We start from the raw sequence: 20,184 nt of genomic DNA, 5'->3' as shown, positions 1-20,184 counted from the left end.
CGATGAATACCGGCCTCTTCAAGCTCATCGTCAAGACCGTTGTGGTGCTGGCACTGGCCGCAATCGCTGCCGGACTGCTCTACTGGCTCGTGGCGGCCTCACGCTGGGACTGGCTCGCGAAATACTATCCGCTGCTGCTCCACGGCCTGTGGCTGACCCTGGTCCTCTGGATCCTCTCGTCCATACTCGGAATGATCCTGGCGATCCCGATCGGTCTCGTACAGGTGACGGGCCCGCGCTGGCTCGGCGCCATCGCCCGTGGCTTCTGCACGGTGATCCGCGGCACGCCCCTGCTGCTGCAGCTCTGGCTCATCTATTACGGGCTGGGCTCGCTCTTCCCGAAGATCGCCATGGTCTATCCGGAGTTCCGGCAGGACTTCATGTGGCTGATCCGGCTCGATGCCTTCTGGTATGCGCTGCTGGCCTTCACGATCTCGGCAGCAGGCTACGAGGGTGAAATCATGCGCGGCGCGTTTCTCGGCGTGCCGCGCGGGGAGCTCGAGGCGGCGCGGGCGTTCGGCATGTCGCCCTGGAAGGTGCTGACGCGCGTGTGGTTCCCACGCGCCGTGCGCCTCGTGCTACCGACGCTCGCCGGCGAGATGGTTCTCCAGCTCAAGGCGACCCCGCTCGCCATGACGGTGACTGTGATGGACCTCGCCGGCGTGGTCAGGAACCGCATCACGCAGGACACCTACATCGTCTACGAGCCGCTGATGCTCCTTGCCGTCATCTACATGTGCCTGACCTTCATGGCCGTCTGGGCCTTCGGCTATCTCGAGAGAATGGTACCGCAGAAGCGATGATCGAAGACATACTGAAGAAGCATCTGCCCGAGCTTTCCGCCATCCGGCGTGACATCCATGCGCATCCCGAAATGCTGTTTGAGGAGGTGCGCACGGCGAAAGTCGTGGCGGAGGAGCTTTCACGCCTCGGCTTCAAGGTGACGACGGGCATCGCCAGGACGGGTGTGGTCGGTACGATCAGCAATGGCTCGTCCTCACGCGTGATCGGCATCCGCGCCGACATGGACGCGCTGCCCATCCAGGAGCAGACGAACCTTCCCCATGCATCGAAGTTCGCCGGCAAGATGCATGCCTGCGGCCATGACGGCCACACCACCATGTTGCTGGGTCTCGCCCGCTACCTTGCCGAGACAAGGAAGTTCGATGGCACCGTGCACTTGATCTTCCAGCCCTCGGAAGAGGACCAGGGCGGCGCGCTCCGCATGATCGAGGACGGGTTGTTCAAGCGCTTTCCTTGCGACTCCGTCTATGCGCTGCATAACCTGCCGGGCGAACCGCTGGGCCAGGTGCTCGTGCGGCCGGGGCCCATCACGGCGGCCGTCGACATCGCCGGCATCACCGTGCGGGGCGTGGGCGGCCACGGCGCGCTGCCGCAGAAGGCGGTGGATCCCATCGTCGCGGCTTCGAGCCTGGTGATGGCGCTGCAATCGATCGTCTCCCGCAACATCGATCCGCATGACCCGGCGGTGCTGACCGTGGGCGCCATCAATGGTGGCTCGATGGCGACCGTCATCCCTGAGGAGGTGAGGCTGCTGGTGGGCATTCGCACGGTGACGAAGCCGGTGCGCGAGCAGGTGCTGGCCCGCATCCGCGATCTCGCCACGGCGCACGCGAAATCCTTCGGCTGCACGGCGGAAATCGAGATCGGGCATGACAGCTGGAGCTATCCCGCGGGCTTCAACGCGGCCGACGAGGCGGCCCTGGTGCGCGAGGTGGCTCTCTCGGCAGGGCAGGACCCCGCCAAGGTGGACTTGCGTGGCCCCTTCATGTTTTCGGAGGATTTCTCCTACATGCAGGAGGTCGTGCCCTCCTGCTATTTCGGGCTGGGCGCGGGGCCGGGGCCGATGCTCCACGACCCCGGCTATGATTTCAACGACGCGCTGCTCGTCACGGGCCCCGCCTTCTGGGCGCGGCTCGTCGAGCGCGCGCTGCCTCAGGCATAGGGCCCTTCGATCCCCAGCTTGCGCATGAGCGTGGCATAGGCGTTGAAGCTCTTCACCAGCGCTGCGCCGTGCCGCTCGATGAGCATCTGGCGGCGCTCCTCGGTGCCGGCCGTCGCGAGCGCTCCCAGGATCGCCGCCATGCTCTCGACCTTGGCGCGCAGGTCTTCCGCGGCGGTGCGGTCCGCAACCGCGCGGGCGATCGTCTGGCCGGAACACTTGCCCACCCCGGCCACCGTTTTCGCTCCGCCAACGGAATATCCAGCCGGGAGATCGCCCTTGAGATTGATGACTTCCCGGAAGCGGATGGCATTGACGATCTGGTCCACCGCCTGCTTGGCCCCTTCGACGCGCGAGACGTGCTCGGTGTCGGCGGCCGCGTGGGGCAGGAGCTCGATGCGTCCCTTGTACTTATCCGCCAGCGGCAGATAGGGAACCATCGGTCCGCTCTTGGCACCCGTTTCGGCATTGACGAAGAGATCGGCGTCGATGGCGGCATGGCGTACCTTGCCGGATGCCATGGCGGCGTCCAGTGCCGAGACGTCCACGCACTCGCCGCGGTCATAGTTGATGAGGATGGCGCCGTCGTTGAGGCCAGCGAGCACGGCGGCGCTCACGACGTTCGCATTGGCATACTTGCCGGTGGCTGAGTTGAGCGGACCGAGCCCCGTGTGCACCGACAGGACGTCGGCCCCGCGCGCGGCGTCTTCCGGTGTGTCCGCGAAGATGAAGCCTTCCGACTCGATCCATTCGCGATGGCGGAGCCTTGCGTGGACGGCTACGCTCATGCCGAAGGCCTGGGCCAGCTTCGCCATTTCGCGGCCGATATTGCCGTAACCGATGATGGCCATCCGCTTGCCCTCGATCTTCTCGGTCGGGAAGTTCTTGAGGTCGCGTCCGGTGTCGAACTGGCCCGCGGCGGTAAGCCTGTGCATCTCCTCGACCGGAAGGTCGGGCGCCACCTTCAGCAGCGCCTTGAAGGCCATCTGCGCGGTTGCGCGGCTATTGAAGGAGGGGGTATTCATCAGCGGCGCTCCGCCGCCTTCGCCGTTGCCGCCGCCCCATGAGGAGGAACCCATGTTGCCGGTGCCGGCACCGATCCGCACGCCACCTTCGCGGAACACGGCTTCCTTGGGCAGGAAGGTGGCCGCAGCGATCACCGCGTCATACTGGCCCTTGTCGGTCAGCGGCCTGATCTCATCCGGCTTGGAGAGGTCCGGCTGGTAGAAGAAATGAATTTTTCCTTTCTCGAGCTTCGCCGCGTTCTTGAGCGGAGCGTCGTGGAACACGCTGCCATGAGCCTCGACATGCGCCTTGACGGCGGAATGATCGGGCTTTCCGTCCGGCCCCGGCTGGAGCCCCACGGGATCGCAGATCAGCACGGCATAGGCGCGATCGGGGTCATCCTTGCGCGGACGATCAGCTCCCGAGGCGGGAGCCGGGAACGTGACGCCGTGGCTGGCGAGTTCCTCCTCCAGCACCACGATGCGGGCGCGGTGGTAGGCATACTTGATGTTGTCGAGCAGGGCGGTGATGTCCTCCACCGGGCGGATGCCGCCGATCCATGCGCGGTAATCGCCGGGCGTGCCGGGGAAGGCATTGATGTAGCGCGCCACGTCGAGACCGCTCTCGTGCACACCGTTGGGGTGCGTGATCCCCTCATAGGAGAGAAGCTGCTTCGATCTCGCGATGATACGCGCGTGAAGACCTGCGTCTGTGATTGCGGCGTCCTTCACCTTCACGAGGGTGACTGCAGCGCCGCGGTTCTCCGGGTTGGTCACGCCGAGTTCGAACAGCGAGGAGTTGCTCATCCATTCATTGATGGCGGCGCGGTTGAGCTCCGACCGGCGGTTGAGCTCGGCCACGGAACCGATCTTCTTCTCCACCCGCAGCAGGCCGAAGGTGGTCTCGGCGAAGGCGAGGGTTGAGAAGGTATTGATGACGCCGCCTACCATCCGGTTTTCTTCCGGGTCGTAGATCGGCCCCAGCTTCACACTCCGCTCGCCGGTGAGGGGCAGCTTCGGATCGACCGGTGCCGCGAGCTTGAGCTGGCGCGGAATGGCCCAGGAGGGTTTCTTCTGGTTTTCCTCGACGAGTGCCAGGGCACGGGGCGTGAAGGAAACCAGAAAATAGCCGGAGATGCCCCCGATCGCCTTCTGGAACGGCATGAACAGGCAGCACTTCGCCATGACCTGCGCCACGATCTCTTCGCCCCATGGCATGGCGCCCAGCATGGACGTGGCATCGAGAATGGCATGGTGTTCGGCCGGGTTGCGGTCGATCCAGTCCAGAAGCTCCAGGATCTCGGCCCGCGAATAGGTGGTGGCGCCCGTGGTTTCGTGGCCGACGCCGAAGAACACCTTGATGCCCATGCGTTCCAGCATGTCGGAGGAGGGGATCGCACCTTCGGACTTGGCGAAATGAATGCGCGCTTCATCGCCGTTCCGCGCATAGCGCATCATCTCCACGATCTGCGCACCCCAGCTCTGCCGGAAGAATCCCGATTGCTTCGCGGGCTCCGATTCCGGGGCGGGCGTGTCGACATAGACGTGCTGGGCCGGGTCGTTGACGGTGAGGAAGTGAAGCGCGCAGACGGTGAAGCCCGAATGGCCGCCGCCAAGGCCCACCGCCAGCCGGTTCTGCTTGGGGAACTGGAAGTAGCGGTGGATTTCGCGCATCATGTCGAGCAGGAACTTGTCGGCCGGATAGCCCCGATGCATCGAGCGGCCGATCTCGGCGGCCGTGAAGCAACCCACGTCGCGGCCCTTGTCGTCGAACTTGCGGTAATTGGCCTCGAGCCAGTGTTCGAACTCGAAGCGAAGAAGACGGCTCTCGGCTTCGTCCCGCGCCATGTCCGTGATCGGGCCGACGCCGAAGAACGGGTTCTGGGTGCGCTGCGGCGGACCGCCTGCCGTTGCCGCAACGGAGGCCTCGCGCGCGGCCTTCATCTGATCGATCGACGAGTGTTCCAAGCTCTCCTCCCGGGTTCCTGGAGAAGGCTAAAGGCCAATTCCGGCCTGCGCTGCCGCCCAAAAACGTCATTTGTGCGCCGCTTTCGCCGTGCTGGCCGAATGGCGTGTCGCGGTGGGGCGGGCCGGGCCGGCGACCCGGTCCGGAACGGGCAGCCCGCCGATGCGACGCTTTCCCGCAGGGTGATTCTGCCGTATACTGATCAAGCGATAGCATCAATCCGATCTGAGGGAGAACCGGTATGACAGTCGAACGCGCAATACTGTTGGTGGTGGGGATCGTTGTTCTCGGCAGCGTTCTCTTGGGTGTCTATCAGAGCCCCTATTGGTTCTGGGTGACGGGCATCCTCGGGGCGCATCTGATCCAGGCCTCGTTCACGGGCATTTGCCCGGTGGTTGCCATGCTGAAGAGGATGGGCCTGGAGCAGAAATCGGGATTTGCCTGACAGCGCGCCGCAGGTGCGCGCTGGCTTGAATTCAGGATGAACTGCGCCGGCCGTGAAGGCATCACGGCCGGCGATTTCCTTTCGTCTATCGCCGGCTGTCGCGTGTTTCGCACCGATACCAGCCATCGGCGTAGTTGATGAGGATGTGGGCTCCCCCCGGGTAGGCGGGTCCATTGCACTCCTTCAGGGCCTTTTCGTAGAGCGCCTTGTCCTTCGCTGTCCGCTTGGCCTGGACGTCCGCCGGCGCGGCGAGCAGCGCAGCCGCGGCGATGGCAAGAATCGAAACGCGTTTGACCATGGCAATCCCTTCCTCGTCTTCGCTTCGGCCTGCCTCGCTCACTGGGAACCTCCGCATATCTGAGTGCTTGAATACAACCATAACCTAATCTTCCGTTGCGCTTCTGACAAGTTCGTCACGGGGATGCCCCCTTCCGTGCGGCTTGCTCGTCTGGTGAAACGGGCTTACGGAGTGTGATTTGGTTCGTGGAGCGGGAATGACGTCCGATCTTCTCATTCACCCCGTCATCCTGTGCGGCGGCACGGGCACGCGGCTTTGGCCGGTTTCGCGCCAGTGCCATCCGAAGCAGTTCTCCCGACTGATCGGGGAGGAAAGCCTGTTTCAGGCAACCGCGCGGCGGCTGTCCGGAGAGGGGTTTGCACCGCCGGTGATCGTCACCAGCGTCGAATTCCGCTTCACCGTGCGTGACCAACTCGCCGAGGTGGGCATTTCGCCGGCTGCAATCCTCCTCGAACCGGAGCCGCGCAACACCGCGCCCGCCGTGCTGGCGGCGGCGCTCTGGATTTCCCGATCCGTGCCCGATGCGCTGATGCTCGTCGCCCCGTCCGACCATCTGATGCCGGAACCCGAGCTGTTCCAGGCAACCGTCCGCCGCGCCGCGCCGCGGGCGGAGGAGGGGGATATCGTCACCTTCGGAATAGCGCCGGTGAGGCCGGAAACCGGTTACGGCTATCTCGAACTTCCGTCCTCGCTGCAGGACCTGCCTGAAGGCGTGGCGGTGCCGATCGCCCGCTTCGTCGAGAAGCCGGTTGCCGAGCAGGCCGAGGCGATGACCAGCAGCGGACGCCATCTCTGGAACGCCGGCATCTTCCTCTTCCGTTGCGACGTGATGCTGGGCGCCTTCAGGAAACTGGCGCCTGAGTTGATGCCGCCCGTCGCGAGCGCTGTGGCGGGCGCCCGGCCCGACCTCGGCTTCATCCGGCTCGATGCGCAGGCCTGGTCGTCCGCATCCGCGATTTCCATCGATTATGCCATCATGGAACGGGCGACAAATCTTCTCGCCATGCCCTACCGAGGGGGCTGGTCGGACCTCGGCGGCTGGGCGGCGATCTGGGGCGAAAGCCCGCAGGACGGCGATGGCGTCGCGAGCCGCGGCAACGTCACGGCGCTCGGCTGCCGCAACAGCCTGCTGAGATCGGATGATGCCGGGATCGCCCTCGTGGGCATCGGGCTCGAGGTCATCGTGGCCGTCGCGATGCCGGACGCCGTGCTCATCAGCCGAACCTCGGAAGCCCAGCGGGTGAAGGAGGCGGTGTCTCTCCTGAAGGAGCGGCAGGCCCCGCAGGTCACCGCATTCCGGCGCGATCACCGGCCGTGGGGATGGTTCGAAGTCCTCGCCCTCGGCCCGCGATTTCAGGTGAAACGCATCGTCGTCCATCCCGGTGCCGCGCTGTCGCTGCAGTCCCACCGTCGCCGTTCCGAGCACTGGATCGTCGTCGAGGGCACGGCCCGCGTGACAATCGGTGAAGAGGTCCGGCTGGTCTCCGAGAACCAATCGGTCTACATTCCGCTGGGCGAAAAGCACCGCCTGGAAAACCCGGGCCCTGATCCGGTGGCGCTCATTGAGGTGCAAACGGGCGCCTATCTCGGTGAGGACGACATCGTCCGCCATGAAGACGCTTATGCGCGTTCCTGACGTGTGCCATTCATGAGCGTGCGGGACAAGGCGGCCACGGCATCGACCCTCGGCGAAATGGCCGCACGTGCCGGGGCGGGCTTCGGAACGAGCGGCGTCCGCGGCCGCGTCGCCGATCTCACGCCGGCGCTGTGCCACGCCTATGCGCAGGCCTTCCTCTCGATTGTCGAGCCCCGCCGGGGCCGTGTCCTCATCGGGCAGGATCTGCGCCCGAGCAGCCCCGGTATCGCCGCGGCCTGCGCGGCAGCGGCGCAGGAGGCGCGGATCGAGGTCGTAAATGCCGGGGTGCTGCCCACGCCGGCACTTGCGTTCGCGGCTCAGAGCCTGGGCCTGCCCGCCATCATGGTCACCGGAAGTCACATCCCCTTCGACCGGAACGGCATCAAGTTTTATCACGCCCATGGCGAGATCACGAAGGAGGACGAGCAGAAGATCCTGTCCTTCACGCCGCCGCATTTCGGCCCGCCGCCCGCCTGCGACCTGCCGGAGCCGGACCCGGGGCCGCTCGCACTCTATCTCGCACGCTACCGCAGCGCCTTCGGGAAGAAGGCGCTGGAGGGATTCCGCATTGGCGTCTACGAGCATTCCTCGGCGGCCCGCGACCTTCTGCACCGGCTGCTGAAGGATCTCGGCGCCGAAACCGTTAGCCTTGGCCGCAGCGACGATTTCGTCCCGATCGACACCGAGGCCGTGCGACCGGAGGACCGCGAGGCCGCGCCGCGCTGGTGCCGTGCACATGCGCTCGATGCCGTCGTCACAACGGACGGCGATGCCGACCGGCCCCTGGTGGCGGACGAGAAAGGTACCTGGCTGCGCGGCGACGTTCTGGGCCTGATCTGCGCGCTTGAACTCGGCGCGCGTACCGTGGTGACGCCCGTCAGCAGCAATACGGCGCTCGAGCGTTGCGGCGCGGTCCAGCAGGTGATCCGCACCCGCATCGGTTCTCCCCATGTCATCGCCGGAATGGACGAGGCGCGGCTCCACCCGGTAGTCGGCTATGAAGCGAATGGCGGCCTCCTGCTCGGCAGCACAGTGACGCTCGCTGGCGGCACGCTCGCCCCGCTCAGGACGCGGGATGCGATCCTGCCGGTCCTGCTTCTCCTGTCACGCGCACGGCGCACCGGCTCTTCCGTCTCGGCCTTGCTCGAGGACATCGACCGCCACACCGCAAGCGACCGCTTGCAGGGCGTCGAACCTGAACGCTGCCAGCACGTCATCGCGTTGGCCGACACGGACGCGCCAACCGTCGTCGCGTTGCTGACGGGCGGCGCGGGCGCCTGGCGCACCATCGACCGCACCGACGGAGTGCGTGTCACCCTGGAATCGGGCGACATCGTCCACATCCGGCTGTCGGGTAACGCCCCCGAACTGCGGTGCTACACCGAGTCTTGGTCCCAGGCCCAGGCCGAAGACCTGTGCCGCACCTGCCTGGCGCGCCTCGCCCCAAGGGTGTTGGCCGATAGCGCTCGCTAGCGCCGACCGTGTGATTCACCAGAGCGGCCATCTGACACGGCGGTGTCTCTATCGGCTGCATGACGCAGATGCTACGATGTGGCGCCATTCCAATCTGGGAAGGAGATTGGCAATGCAGAGCAGAGACTGGATTCTCCGGGCGGAAGAATGCGGCCGGAAGGCCCGGAAGGTGCCATCCCTCTCGGCGAAGTAGAGATTGCTTGCGCAGCAACAGAAATGCCTGACCATGGCTCGCGCTGCGAGAAGACTTGAAGAAGCGGCGCAGCTTTCTCGGCCGATGGATCGGGAGATCCCCACGCCTTCTCCGAACCCCGATGGCGCATGCGAAACTCTGCAGGCGTTGAGATCCGTTTCACGCCCTGTGCCATCGACAACTATTCAGGCAAGCCCGGGCTTGATGAAGCTGTGGCAAGACGGGGTGATTTCCGCCCAGGAGCTGGAGCGCCGGGCAGCGGAAGTAGAACGTCTCAGGCAGCGGTTCTCGGAAATGCCCTGGCATGCGCAGCGCGCGGCCGGCGACCCGGATTACTGGAGCAAGCTCTACGACTCTCAAGTCACGCTGTAGGATTGTCCGGTTGCCGGAAAGGCAGTCAGTTCGCCGGGGACCGCGGATAAACCGACAGAACGCGGCGGGTGAAATCACGGTATTCGGTCATGAAGTTGCGCAGGAAACCTTCGGTGGACTCCACCGTGACCTCGCCGTCGTCGGTGATCAGGCCCGGCTTGAACTGAATGTAGGCCTCGATCGCATTCATCATCGGCGAGTTGCAGAACCCCAGTATGCTCTTCAGGTGCTGCTGGCCCACTGCGGTTCCGATGGCGCCCGGCGAAGCGCCGATGATCGCGGATGGCTTTCGCGTGAAGGAGTTCTGCCCGTAGGGCCGGCTAGCCCAGTCGATCGCATTCTTCAGCGCGCCGGGGATGGAGCGGTTGTACTCCGGCGTCACGAACAGCACCGCGTCCACGGCGGCAATGCTATCCTTGAACTCCCTGGCAACCTTGGGAAAATCGGCATCGTAATCGTAGCTGTAGAGGGGCAGGTTCGCGAAGGTGATCTCAGTGAACACCAGCTCTGCGGGAGCGAGCCGCACGAGGGCCTTCGCGAGCTTGCGGTTGATGGAGTCCCGCGCCAGGCTCCCCACGAAATAGCCCACCTTGTACTCGCTCATGTCCGCTGACCTCTACCGGGTTCAACACGTTGAACTGCGGCGGCATCTGTGCGGTTCCGCACAGGGAGCGTCACTTGTCTTGCCGCCGATGAGGTCGGGGGTTCCCGCGTCCTATTCCATACCGGCTTTCTGCAGTCCGACCGTCAGCCGCTGTCTGTCCTCGGCCAACACATAAGGAACGGTGGCACCCACCCAGTCAGCGGTGACATGAGGGTATTCACGCTTCATCCTGGCTACCATTCCTTCTGCCGACGCCCTTTCGCCAAGATGCCCGGAACACGCGACGGCAATGATCATCGGATAGAGATGGCCGGGTCGTAGCTGGTGAGCTCTGAGGGCGCACTCCAATCCTTGCGCATAGTCTGCCCCTTGAAAATGGGCAAAGGCATACTGCTGAGGAATGGCGCCATGGAAGATCTCGCGCGGGCTGAGGCGTGCGGCATAGTCAATGCACGAAACGGCCTTTGCACATTGGCCGCCGAAGGCATGGGCGATGCCGAGCAATCCATGAGCCATTGCAAAATTCGGATTAAGCCGAGTTGCTTCGCTCAGGGCAGCAACTGCTGCTGCCGTCTGACGCGTGGAGATATGAAAACTGCCTTGTCCCGCCCACGCCCAAGGTTCACTGTCGTCAGCGGCAATGGCTTCATCCGAAGCTGCCTTTGCATCTGCTGCGGCACGCTGAAAATCATCGAAGCCCTGAGCAGCACGCCACGTCACGATCCATGCTTTGAGGCCCAAGGCCAGAGCTGAACGGCCGTCGAGCGCCAGGGCGCGGTTCAACAGGACCAGAGACTCGCGGCTTGTCTCCTCCGACATCCGGGAACTCAGAAACAAGGCACGGATGTTGCACTCCCATACATCGAGGTTCTGAGATCTCTTGCGACTCGCACGAACATACTCGGCCACGACGAGCTCAGGTCCAATCGAGGCGATCACACTGGCACTGATCTCGTCCTGCACGGTAAACACCTTGACGAGCGGGCTATCATAGCGATTGCCCCAAAGATGACGGCCTGTGGTGGCGTCGATCAATTGCGCGGTAACACGCACCTGATCTCCCGATTTACGTACACTGCCTTCAAGCACGTAGCCAACACCCAGCTCCTTCCCCAGGGCTATCACGTCCACCACCTTGTTCTCGTAGCCGAACATCGTGGTCCGCGCGATCACCAAGAGGCCCTTCAGTCTGCCCAATGCAGTCGTGATGTCCTCGGTAAGTCCGTCGGCGAAGAACTTCTGCTCCGGGTCACTGCTCAGGTTCCTGAACGGAAGAACGGCTAAGGCCAGCGGCTTCACTGTGGTGGCAGGATCGGCAGGAAGGTCTCCGTGAATGGACTTTACCCGCTGATCAGGATCGTTGAATTGATATCCGCTTCGTTGCACGGTCACGATCCAATCACTGCCGCTTCTTGATCTCCCAAGAATTTTGCGCAGGTTCGCGATCTGGACCGTCAGGTTGCTTTCCTCGATCTCGGCATCCTTCCAGGCGCCTTCGATGAGATCGGCCTTGGTGACGGTCTTGCCGCCAGCATTGAGGAGGATTTCAAGCAAGGCCAGGGCACGCGGCCCAATGCCAATGCGCATGCCGTCCTTCAGCAGGATCCTCCTGCGTGGGTCGTACTCGAAGCGTCCGAAGACGTAGCGCGGGTCATCCATCGGCGACATCGGCACCTCGATCCTCAACGCATTCGGAAGAATTCCCCGTATCCTTCGGGACTATAAAGAATCCACCCTGTACGTTTTCTGAATGCATCCGAAGGCATCCATGTTGGAGGGAGCCCTTGTCATATCATCGTCGAGCTCGTCTACCGCTCATGCTGGCAGGACCTGTCGTCGCGACCGCCGCAATCGTCCTCGCGACAGCTTCTACTCTAGCAAACGACAGGCATGCGCTGAACGGCCTATTCTGCAACACCAAAGCCCAGGTTGAAATGGTGTTCAAGGAAGCCGGTAGGGGGATTCCATTCCAGGGTGTGGTTGAGATGGTGAACCAAGACAAGGTTGTCTGCGTGCATGCCACGAAGGTCCGCTACGTCGTCAGGAACATCGGCAGTGTCAGCACGATGGTCTCTCGGGGGTCGCAGCTCAATATCTACGAGGCAACTTTGACCGGGCTGATCGTTGGTGGCAACTCCCGCCCCATTGAACCGCCCCTGCAGATCTTCTTCGTGCCCACTGAAAGGCTGCCCTCCGCTGTCTTGCTCAGAGGAGCTTAGTACCGCCAGGAGTAATCCTGCCCGAACCGTGGTCCACGACTGCCCCTTTGGCCTCGCCAAAAAGGACCCTCTTCGTAGCAGGATGGCGCAAGCTGGGGGTCTGACCTCTGCGTCTCGCTGTCGAAGGCCCGCTACATTCACGGCAATAAGAAATTATCCGCTCTCCTTCCACCGCAACTATAAATGTCGGGCGCGCCTGTAGCCCCATGGCTAGCCCTCGCGGAGAGTCAAACAATAAGGGGAGAGCAAATGCTCTCCCCCAAACCCAAGGAGCGGGCAACTCTCAATAAAAACGATAATTCACACCAACACGAATGACACTGAAATCAAGGTCATCGGCACTCGTGCTGTCCTCGTTGAAGTCCGGTGCATCAACCCCGACGTAAAGATACTCGGCCTTTGCCGACCACGATTCTGTCAATCCAAGCTCGAGGCCGCCGCCAACGGTCCAACCCCACTTCGTATCATCAAAACCGCAGCTGCCAACAAAACCGCATGCCCCCTCATCGGCATCGCCTTCTAAGCCTACTGCAGCGACACCACCAGTTATGAAAGGCATCACGTTATCGAGTGCATAGCCGACTCGAACTCTGCCGGTACCGAACCAATTGATGTCCGCAGAACACCCCTCCTCATAACACGGAGCTTCTTCGGGCGGTCTCGTCTCGTCACCACTGATTCCAGAAGCGCTGATATCGGCCTCGATGCCGAAGACGATGCTGTCGTGCTGCCAATTGTAACCAATTGCTCCGCCGCCCACGATGCCATCGTAATCGAAATCAACCGACGAGGACGGCCCCATAAGCCCTTCATAAGTATACTCGGTATCACCCCATCCGTAACCGACGTTGGCGCCGATGTAGAAACCTGTCCAATCGTATCCAGGCGCCGGGACGATATCGGCAGCGTGGGCAGTGCCTCCGAGCAGGCCAATGGAGATCAGGGCGGCAATCGATGACTTCTTGAACACGACTCATCTCCTGCAAGTAATCGAGGACTTTCTTTTATCACACCGCAATCGCTGTGCTATCTCCGCGCCCGCAAAAGATGCGGTTAGTTGCATAATTGGCACAACCACGGGACTCGTGCGATTGACTATCTTTGCCTCGCTTTGACCGCGCCGTGGCCTTCCCGGTGTCTGCCGAAGCGTAGGCCTCAGCATGGCTAGCCCCGCCCTGTGAGCCGGGGCGGGGTTCTCCTGCGCTGTCAGATAAGCACTCAGAGCCAGTTCCGAGCCCTGCCGTTAGCCCAGCGTTAGCCGAAACGGATATGGCGGCCTCGCAAAGGGTAGTGATTTGTCAGTAAATATTTGATTTCATTGGTGAGCCCGTCGGGGATCGAACCCGAGACCCTCTGATTAAAAGTCAGATGCTCTACCGCTGAGCTACGGGCCCACAGCCGGGGGTAGGGCCCGGCGGATGCGGGCGGAACATAGAGGGGGGTGGAGGACGGGTCAATAGCGGATGGGCCGGATGCACTCGCCTCCCGGCACGAGACATGCTACCCGGGGCCATGGGATTCTCGATTTCGAACAGGCTCGGATGACCGGCAACGCTATCGTCGTGCTCGCTGCGGGCAAGGGCACGCGGATGAAATCTTCCCTGCCCAAGGTGTTGCACCGCGCCGGGGGAAGGAGCCTGCTAGGCCACGTGCTGCATGCCGCGCGGCAATTGGCGCCCGATCGCGCCGTCATCGTCGCGGGGCCGGGCATGGACGCCGTCTCGGCCGAGGCCCGCCGCATCTTCCCCGATGTGGCGGTCGCCACCCAGGAGGAGCGGCACGGCACGGCCCATGCCGTGTCGATGGCCAAGTCGGCCCTTGCAGATTTTCGCGGTACGGTGCTGGTGCTCTATGGCGACGTGCCGTTGATCGCCGCCGAGACCCTGATGCGGCTGGCGGGACTGGCGGAGGAGGAGGGCATGGCCGTCCTCGGCTTCGAGGCGCAGAACCCTCACGGCTATGGGAGGCTCATCCGCAACGCCGCCGGTCAGGTGGTGGCGATCCGCGAGGAACTCGATGCCAGCGAAGGCGAAAGGGCGTTGACACTCTGCAACTCCGGAATCATCGCGATCGATGCAGCACTTCTCTGGTCGCTGCTGCCGAAGATCGGCAACGCCAATGCCAAGGGCGAGTACTACCTTACGGACCTCGTGGCGCTGGCCGCGGCCGCCGGAAGGCCCTGCGCGCTCGCCACCTGCCCCGAGGCGGAGGTCTCGGGCGTCAACGACCGGACGCAGCTCGCCGAGATCGAGGCAAGGCTGCAGGCCGCCTATCGCCGCCTCCACATGCTCAACGGCGCCACGCTCGTCGCCCCGGACACGGTCTTCTTCTCGGCCGATACGGTGCTGGGCCAGGACGTGGTGGTCGAGCCGCACGTCGTCTTCGGCCCCGGCGTCACGGTGGAAGACGGCGTCGAGATCCTGGCGTTTTCGCATCTCGAGGGTTCCCGGATCGGCCGCGGGGCCCGCATCGGCCCCTACGCAAGGCTGCGGCCCGGGGCGGAAATCGGCCGCGAGGCCCATGTCGGCAACTTCGTCGAGGTGAAGAAGGCGGTGATCGGGGAGGGTGCCAAGGCCAATCACTTGAGCTACATCGGCGACGCGCGCGTGGGTGCGAAGAGCAACATCGGCGCGGGCACCATCACCTGCAACTATGACGGCTTCGAGAAGCACCTGACCGACATCGGCGAGAATGTCTTCGTCGGGTCCAACACCGCGCTGGTGGCGCCGGTGAAGGTGGGGGACGGCGCATCGATCGGGGCGGGCAGCGTCATCACCCGCAACGTGCCCGCCGATGCGCTGGCCATGACCCGCGCCGAACTCGAGCTGCGCGAAGGCTGGGCGGCGCGCTACCGGGACATCAAGGCGGCCAAGAAGGCCGCGCGGAAGAAAGTGTAGGTCTGATCATCCATGTGCGGAATCGTCGGCATCCTCGGCAAGGCGCCGGTGGCGGAGAACATCGTTGAGGCGCTGCGCCGCCTCGAGTACCGCGGTTACGACTCGGCGGGTGTCGCGACACTCACCGGTGCAGGCATCGAGCGCCGCCGCGCGGTGGGAAAGCTCAAGAACCTGGCCGATCTCCTGGTGCGCGAACCGCTCGCCGGCACGACCGGCATCGGCCACACGCGCTGGGCCACGCACGGCGGCGTCACCGAGGCCAACGCCCACCCGCATGTGGCGGGCGATGTCGTCGTCGTCCACAACGGCATCATCGAGAACTTTCGCACACTGAAGGATGAGCTCGCGGCGGAGGGCACCTTCTTCGCCACCGAGACCGATACCGAGGTGGTGGCACATCTCCTGGCGCGCGAGCTGAAGCGGGGGCTCAATCCCCGCGAGGCGGTGCGCAAGGTTCTCCCGCGCCTCCAGGGCGCCTTCGCGCTCGCCATGCTCTTCAAGGGCGAGGAGGACCTGATGATCGGCGCACGCAACGGGCCCCCGCTCGCCGTCGGCCATGGCGAGGGCGAGATGTTCCTTGGCAGCGACGCCATAGCACTCGCCCCCTTCACCAATCGCATCACCTATCTCGAGGATGGCGACTGGGTGGTTCTCACCCACAGCTCGCTTGCGGTCTTCGATTCGGAGGGCCGCCAGGTCGTGCGGCCCATCAGCTTCAGCCAGGCCACCACAATGCTGGTGGACAAGGGCAACCACCGCCACTTCATGGCCAAGGAAATCGCCGAGCAGCCGGAGGTGATCGGCCACACCCTGGCCGAATACGTCGATTTCGCCCAGCGCGTGGTGCGCCTTCCGCAGAGGCTGCCCTTCGATTTCGCCAGGCTGGACCGCATCACCATCACCGCCTGCGGCACGGCCTCCTATGCCGGGCTCGCAGCCAAATACTGGTTCGAACGCATCGCCAGGCTGCCGACGGAGGTGGACATCGCATCCGAGTTCCGCTACCGCGAGGCGCCGCTGCCGAAGCACGGGCTGGCCATCGTCGTCTCGCAGTCCGGCGAGACGGCGGATACACTCGCGGCGCTGCGCTACTGCAAGGCGCAGGGCCAGCACACGCTCGCCATCGTCAACGTGCCGGAATCGACGATCGCGCGGGAGAGCGAGCTCGTCTTCCGCACCTATGCCGGCCCCGAGATCGGTGTTGCCTCCACCAAGGCCTTCACCTGCCAGCTGACGGCTCTCGCCTGCCTCGCCATACTCGCCGGCAAGCTGCGCGGCACCATCACCGCGGAACAGGAGAAGGAGCTCGTCGGAGCGCTGATCATGGCGCCTCGCCATATGGCGGAAATCCTGAAGGACGAGAAGCACATCGCCGAGGTGGCGCGGGAGGTGGCGAGTGCCCGCGACGTGCTGTTCCTTGGCCGCGGCATCAACTATCCGATCGCCCTCGAAGGCGCGCTCAAGCTCAAGGAAATCTCCTACATCCATGCAGAGGGATATGCCGCGGGCGAACTGAAGCACGGTCCCATTGCCTTGATCGACGAGACTGTTCCGGTCATCGTCATCGCACCGCATGACGAGCTCTACGAGAAGACCATCTCCAACATGGAGGAGGTGGCGGCTCGCGGCGGCAAGATCGTTCTGCTCACGGACGAACACGGAATGAAGGACAACGAGCACAAGGCCTTCCGCTCCATCCGTGTACCGAAGGCGCATCCCTTCATCAGCCCGCTGCTCTATGCCGTGCCGGTTCAGCTCCTCGCCTACCACGCCGCCGTGTTCATGGGCACCGACGTGGACCAGCCGCGAAACCTCGCGAAGTCCGTCACGGTCGAGTGACGGGCTTTGCGGGCCTCAGCGTGAGGAAATAGGCGAGCGTCAGCAGCATCAGCACACCCGCGATGAAATAGGCCACGCTGGGCGAGACGATCCACGGGTTCGGCTTCATGAAGAGGCCGAACACCTGCGCGAAGAACAGGGTGCCGATGAGAAGCCCGATGCTCTGCAGGCTGGCGATGCCGCCCTGCAGTTCCCCTTGAGCATCCTCCGGCGCCTCCCGCGACATCAGCGCGGTGAGGGCGGGGTGCACGAAGCCCTCCGGCGCATGGATCACAAGGAGCACGAGCACCGCGACGAGCCCCGGCGCCAGCCCATAGCCGAAAATGGCGATCACCCCCGCGGCAAGGCCCACCACCACCGTTTTCCGCTCGCCGAGCCACGTCACGGCGGGACCCGTGAGCCCGCCCTGCACGATGGCGGTGACGAGGCCGAATGCGGCCAGAGTGAGCCCCACGGTCGCCTCGGTCCAGCCGAAGGCGGCAATTCCCCAGAAGGCCCAGATCGCCGGGTAAACGGCCGTCGCCAGGAAGTACAGGAACATCACGGCGCCCAGCGGCACCACGCCCCGGTATTTCCGGAACACCTTGAGCGTGCCGATGGGGTTGGAGCGCGCCATGCGGAAGGGCCTCCGGTTCTCGGGCGCGAGAGTTTCCGGCAGCACGAACCAGCCATAGACGAAGTTGAGGAGCGAGAGCCCCGCCGCCACGAAAAATGGAACGCGCGGCCCGAACTCTCCCAGCAAACCGCCGATCGCCGGGCCGATGACGAAACCGAGGCCGAAGGCAGCCCCCATCATGCCGAAGACCTTGGCGCGCTCGTCGGGCTTGGTGATGTCCGCGAGAAAGGCATTGGCCGTGGTATAGGAGGCGCCGCAGATCCCGGCGAAGATGCGACCCACGAACAGCCACAGCATGCTTGGCGCGAAGGCCGTGAGCACGTAGTCGACGGCCAGCCCGAACACCGACAGCAGCAGCACCGGCCGGCGTCCATAGGCATCCGACAGGTTGCCGATCGCCGGACCGAACAGGAACTGCATGCCGCCATAGGCGAAGAACAGCCATCCGCCCCAGATCGAAGCCCCGGCGATGTCGCTGCCGCTCACCTCCTCGATCAGCCGCGGCAGCACCGGCATGACGAGGCCGAAGCCCACCATGTCGAGAAACACCGTGATGAACACGAAGATGACGGCGAATCGTCCCGGTTGCCGGGCCATGTTGTCCTCCTGAAGGGCGGAGGCTCATACAGGAGATGCCCGGTTGAAGGAAGCCGGCCGGAGTCAACCCCGGATTAGGCGAAGCGCCTCACGCCACCGCCGTCTCTCCGGGCGGCTCCACGTGGTCCTGGCGCGATTTCGCCTCGCCTTGCCCCTTCACCTTTTCGCGCGCCCACTGGAACACGACGTAGAGGAGCGGGATGAGGAAGATGCCAATGACGGCGGCGGAAACCATGCCGCCGAACACCGCGGTTCCCACGCCGCGCCGGCTCATCATGCCCGCACCCTGCGCCACCACCAGCGGGATCAACCCGGCGATGAAGGCGAAGCTCGTCATCATCACGGCGCGGAAACGCTCCTTGGCGCCGGCCGTCGCCGCCTCGGAGATGCCGAGTCCCTTGCGGCGGCCCTCCATGGCGAACTCCACGATGAGAATGCCGTTCTTGGCGGCGAGCGCGATCAGCACCACGAGGCCGATCTGGGCATAGAGATTGTTGTCGAGCCCGGAGAACTTGAGCGCCAAGAGCGATCCCATGACGCCCGCCGAGACCGAGAGCAGCACCGCGATAGGGATCGTCCAGCTTTCATACAGGCCCACGAGGAAGAGATAGGCGAAGAGCACCGCGAGGCCGAGGATCATCGTGGTCTTGCCGCTGGCCTCGATCTCCTGCAGCGCCGTGCCCGTCCACTCATATCCGAAGCCGGTGGGCAACGATGCCGCGGCCACGCGCTGCATGGCGGCGATGGCCTCGCCGGAACTGAAGCCCGGGGCAGGTCCGCCGTTGATGGTGGCGCTCCGCACGTTGTTGAAACGGATGATGGATTGCGGCCCGAGGATCATGCGAGCCTCGGCGAAGGCGCGCAGCGACACCATCTCGCCCTTGGCGTTCCGCACATGAATTTCATAGATGTCGTCGATGCGCGCGCGGTCCGCCGCCTCGCCCTGCACCACCACCTGCCAGGTCCGGCCGAACAGGTTGAAGTCGTTGACATAGGAAGAACCAAGCACCGCCTGCAGGGTGCTGAACACATCCGAGAGGTCGATCCCCAGCGTCTGCACCTTGTCGCGGTCGATGTCCAGGAACAGCTGCGGCGTGTTGGCGGCGAATGTGGTGAACACGCGGGCGAGCTGCGCATCCTGGTTGGCGGCGAACACGAGGCCGCGCGCCACCGCCGCGAGTTCAGCTGCCGAAGCCCCGCCAAAGCTCTGAAGCTGGAATTCGAAGCCGCTACCGGTGCCGAGCCCGATGATCGGCGGCAGGTTGTAGAAGATGACGTTGGCGCGCCGCACGCTCTGCGCCTGCGCCGTGAGCTTCGGGATGAGCGCGTTGACCGAGAGTTCCGGTGCGGTGCGCTTGGCGAAGGGATCGAGCGTCAGCACCATCAGCGCCGAGTTCGATTTCACCTGGCCGTCCAGCATGCTGTAGCCGACGACGCTCATCGCACCGGCCACGCCGGGTGTCGCCCGAACAATGTCCTCGACCTGCTTCGTCACCTCGGCCGTGACGTTGACGGAGGAACCTTCCGGCAGCACGATCTCGCCGAAGATGGCGCCCTGGTCTTCCGCGGGGAGGAAGCCCTTGGGCGTCGTCTCGAACAGCCATCCGGTGACGGGGAAGATCACCGCCAGCGCCACCAGGCCCAGCACCGAAAGGCGCACCAGCCGCTTCACGATGGCAGCGTAGCCATCGCGCGCCAGGTTGATGCCGCCGAGGATATGGCGCATCGGAAAACGCTTCGGCCCGTGGCTCTGCTTCAGCAGCACGCCGCACAGCGCGGGCGAAAGCGTCAGCGCGTTGATCGCCGAGATGATCATGGAGAAGGTGACGACCACCGCGAACTGCTTGAAGAGTTCGCCTGAAATGCCGGGGATGAAGGCCACCGGCACGAACACCGACATCAGCACGAGGGTGATGGCGATGATCGGCGCGGTGATCTCGCCCATGGCGCGCCGCGCTGCCTCGGCAGGCGTCAGGTTCGGGTCTTCCTCCATCTTCGCTTCCACGGCCTCGACCACCACGATGGCATCATCCACCACGATGCCGATCGCCAGAACGAGGGC

Annotated in this window: 16 protein-coding genes and 1 tRNA gene; 9 read left to right on the top strand and 8 right to left on the bottom strand. The window is 64.2% G+C overall.

The genetic code is table 11. The features are described 5' to 3' along the window. Nucleotides 1–2: 2 nt before the first annotated feature. Both ACK4HL_RS14310 and ACK4HL_RS14305 read left to right on the top strand, forming a co-directional pair. Nucleotides 3–803, top strand: a complete 801-nt coding sequence (locus tag ACK4HL_RS14310; protein WP_409761471.1) for an ABC transporter permease — start codon at nucleotides 3–5, stop codon at nucleotides 801–803. Further along, nucleotides 800–1,966, top strand: coding sequence for a M20 aminoacylase family protein (locus tag ACK4HL_RS14305; RefSeq protein ID WP_409761469.1), 1,167 nt, complete (start codon nucleotides 800–802; stop codon nucleotides 1,964–1,966). Before ACK4HL_RS14310 ends, ACK4HL_RS14305 begins: the two co-directional genes overlap by 4 nt. On the opposite strand, the gene ACK4HL_RS14300 is transcribed toward ACK4HL_RS14305, so the two are convergent. Beyond that, on the bottom strand, nucleotides 1,957–4,911 hold the full coding sequence (locus tag ACK4HL_RS14300; RefSeq protein WP_409761557.1) for an NAD(P)-dependent oxidoreductase: 2,955 nt from the start codon (nucleotides 4,909–4,911) through the stop codon (nucleotides 1,957–1,959). The genes ACK4HL_RS14305 and ACK4HL_RS14300 overlap by 10 nt on opposite strands. Nucleotides 4,912–5,174: 263 nt before the next feature. On the opposite strand from ACK4HL_RS14300, the gene ACK4HL_RS14295 reads away from it, so the two are divergent. Next, entirely contained in the window at nucleotides 5,175–5,378 is a 204-nt protein-coding gene (locus tag ACK4HL_RS14295; RefSeq protein ID WP_409761467.1) for a DUF2892 domain-containing protein, read from the top strand. Nucleotides 5,379–5,463: 85 nt separating this feature from the next. Here the strand turns inward: ACK4HL_RS14295 and ACK4HL_RS14290 are convergent, their stop codons facing one another. After that, nucleotides 5,464–5,676, bottom strand: coding sequence for a hypothetical protein (locus ACK4HL_RS14290; protein ID WP_409761465.1), 213 nt, complete (start codon nucleotides 5,674–5,676; stop codon nucleotides 5,464–5,466). Nucleotides 5,677–5,872: 196 nt separating this feature from the next. Between ACK4HL_RS14290 and ACK4HL_RS14285 the strand changes: the two genes are divergently transcribed. The 3 genes from ACK4HL_RS14285 to ACK4HL_RS14275 all read left to right on the top strand — a co-directional run bounded on the left by ACK4HL_RS14285 (nucleotide 5,873) and on the right by ACK4HL_RS14275 (nucleotide 9,350). After that, on the top strand, nucleotides 5,873–7,312 hold the full coding sequence (locus ACK4HL_RS14285) for a mannose-1-phosphate guanylyltransferase/mannose-6-phosphate isomerase (RefSeq protein WP_409761463.1): 1,440 nt from the start codon (nucleotides 5,873–5,875) through the stop codon (nucleotides 7,310–7,312). A gap of 12 nt (nucleotides 7,313–7,324) precedes the next feature. Continuing rightward, the gene (locus ACK4HL_RS14280; RefSeq protein ID WP_409761461.1) at nucleotides 7,325–8,785 is read left to right on the top strand and encodes a phosphomannomutase; all 1,461 of its coding nucleotides are present in this window, start codon (nucleotides 7,325–7,327) and stop codon (nucleotides 8,783–8,785) included. 226 nt (nucleotides 8,786–9,011) lie between these two features. Beyond that, entirely contained in the window at nucleotides 9,012–9,350 is a 339-nt protein-coding gene (locus tag ACK4HL_RS14275; RefSeq protein ID WP_409761459.1) for a hypothetical protein, read from the top strand. Nucleotides 9,351–9,375: 25 nt separating this feature from the next. Here the strand turns inward: ACK4HL_RS14275 and ACK4HL_RS14270 are convergent, their stop codons facing one another. Next, the gene (locus tag ACK4HL_RS14270; protein ID WP_409761457.1) at nucleotides 9,376–9,954 is read right to left on the bottom strand and encodes an NADPH-dependent FMN reductase; all 579 of its coding nucleotides are present in this window, start codon (nucleotides 9,952–9,954) and stop codon (nucleotides 9,376–9,378) included. A 111-nt stretch (nucleotides 9,955–10,065) separates the two neighbouring features. Next, a complete protein-coding gene (locus ACK4HL_RS14265) occupies nucleotides 10,066–11,613 on the bottom strand; it encodes a winged helix-turn-helix domain-containing protein (protein ID WP_409761455.1) in 1,548 nt (515 codons plus the stop codon). 158 nt (nucleotides 11,614–11,771) lie between these two features. Between ACK4HL_RS14265 and ACK4HL_RS14260 the strand changes: the two genes are divergently transcribed. After that, entirely contained in the window at nucleotides 11,772–12,173 is a 402-nt protein-coding gene (locus tag ACK4HL_RS14260; RefSeq protein WP_409761453.1) for a hypothetical protein, read from the top strand. A 283-nt stretch (nucleotides 12,174–12,456) separates the two neighbouring features. On the opposite strand, the gene ACK4HL_RS14255 is transcribed toward ACK4HL_RS14260, so the two are convergent. Both ACK4HL_RS14255 and ACK4HL_RS14250 read right to left on the bottom strand, forming a co-directional pair. After that, entirely contained in the window at nucleotides 12,457–13,143 is a 687-nt protein-coding gene (locus ACK4HL_RS14255; protein WP_409761452.1) for an outer membrane protein, read from the bottom strand. 349 nt (nucleotides 13,144–13,492) lie between these two features. Then, nucleotides 13,493–13,567 (bottom strand) — tRNA-Lys (locus tag ACK4HL_RS14250). Nucleotides 13,568–13,714: 147 nt separating this feature from the next. Here ACK4HL_RS14250 and glmU point away from each other — a divergent pair. Beyond that, on the top strand, nucleotides 13,715–15,070 hold the full coding sequence (glmU, locus tag ACK4HL_RS14245; protein WP_409761450.1) for a bifunctional UDP-N-acetylglucosamine diphosphorylase/glucosamine-1-phosphate N-acetyltransferase GlmU: 1,356 nt from the start codon (nucleotides 13,715–13,717) through the stop codon (nucleotides 15,068–15,070). A 12-nt stretch (nucleotides 15,071–15,082) separates the two neighbouring features. Beyond that, a complete protein-coding gene (gene glmS, locus ACK4HL_RS14240; protein ID WP_409761448.1) occupies nucleotides 15,083–16,909 on the top strand; it encodes a glutamine--fructose-6-phosphate transaminase (isomerizing) in 1,827 nt (608 codons plus the stop codon). Here the strand turns inward: glmS and ACK4HL_RS14235 are convergent. Both ACK4HL_RS14235 and ACK4HL_RS14230 read right to left on the bottom strand, forming a co-directional pair. After that, the gene (locus ACK4HL_RS14235; RefSeq protein ID WP_409761446.1) at nucleotides 16,896–18,122 is read right to left on the bottom strand and encodes a TCR/Tet family MFS transporter; all 1,227 of its coding nucleotides are present in this window, start codon (nucleotides 18,120–18,122) and stop codon (nucleotides 16,896–16,898) included. The genes glmS and ACK4HL_RS14235 overlap by 14 nt on opposite strands. An 88-nt stretch (nucleotides 18,123–18,210) precedes the next feature. Then, on the bottom strand, nucleotides 18,211–20,184 hold a 1,974-nt coding region (locus ACK4HL_RS14230; protein WP_409761444.1), incomplete at its 5' end, for an efflux RND transporter permease subunit.

The sequence above is a fragment of the Aestuariivirga sp. genome (genome assembly GCF_046294715.1).
Taxonomy (GTDB): Bacteria; Pseudomonadota; Alphaproteobacteria; order Rhizobiales; family Aestuariivirgaceae; genus Aestuariivirga.
This window is presented reverse-complemented; position numbering and strand designations above follow the sequence as displayed.